General features: G+C 50.2%; 1 rRNA gene. It reads right to left on the bottom strand.

What is annotated here, in order from left to right:
* Positions 1-767, bottom strand: a 23S ribosomal RNA gene (locus FJQ58_RS00005); the annotation flags it as partial.
* Between the last annotated feature and the right edge of the window lie 220 nt (positions 768-987).

The raw sequence follows: 987 nt of genomic DNA on the forward strand, positions 1-987 counted from the left end.
TGTTACCGCACCTTCACCCTGGACAGGGGTAGATCACACGGTTTCGGGTCTACGACCACGTACTTATTCGCCCTATTCAGACTCGCTTTCGCTACGGCTCCGTCTTCCCGACTTAACCTTGCACGTGATCGTAACTCGCCGGTTCATTCTACAAAAGGCACGCCATCACCCATTTAACGGGCTCTGACTTTTTGTAAGCGCACGGTTTCAGGTTCTTTTTCACTCCGCTTCCGCGGTGCTTTTCACCTTTCCCTCACGGTACTGCTTCACTATCGGTCACCAGGGAGTATTTAGCCTTGGCAGATGGTCCTGCCGGATTCCGACGGGGTTTCACGTGTCCCGCCGTACTCAGGATCCGTCTCGGAGGGTGCTTGCTTTCGGCTACAGGGCTTTTACCTGCTCTGGCGGGCCTTTCCAGACCTCTTCGCCTACCAAACACCTTTGTAACTCCATGTAAGACGTCCTACAACCCCAAGAAGCAAGCTCCTTGGTTTGGGCTAATCCGCGTTCGCTCGCCGCTACTGACGGAATCACTATTGTTTTCTCTTCCTCAGGGTACTTAGATGTTTCAGTTCCCCTGGTATGCCTCTACCCAACCTATGTATTCAGTTGAGAGTAACTATCCATTACGATAGCTGGGTTTCCCCATTCGGAAATCCTCGGATCAATGCCTGCTTACGGCTCCCCGGGGCGGTATCGTTGTTCGCCACGTCCTTCTTCGGCTCCTGGTGCCTAGGCATCCTCCGTGCGCTCTTACTAGCTTAACCTATCGTTCCGGTTGATTCGGCTTGCTCGCCGTTTTCATTTTGTTTCTCTGATCTCCTAAGACATCAAATGGTTGAAACAAAACGAAAAGATGTCGAGACAATCACGAACAACCTTCACTAACAATTAAAACATTTTAGCTAAAGGATGATTCAGCAATTTCTTTTCTTTCGTTATCCAGTTTTCAAGGTGCAAAGTGAATTGCAGCTGAGCCTTACGGCT

This window comes from Paenibacillus paridis, assembly GCF_006345825.1.
In the GTDB taxonomy this organism is placed as follows: Bacteria; Bacillota; Bacilli; order Paenibacillales; family Paenibacillaceae; genus Pristimantibacillus; species Pristimantibacillus paridis.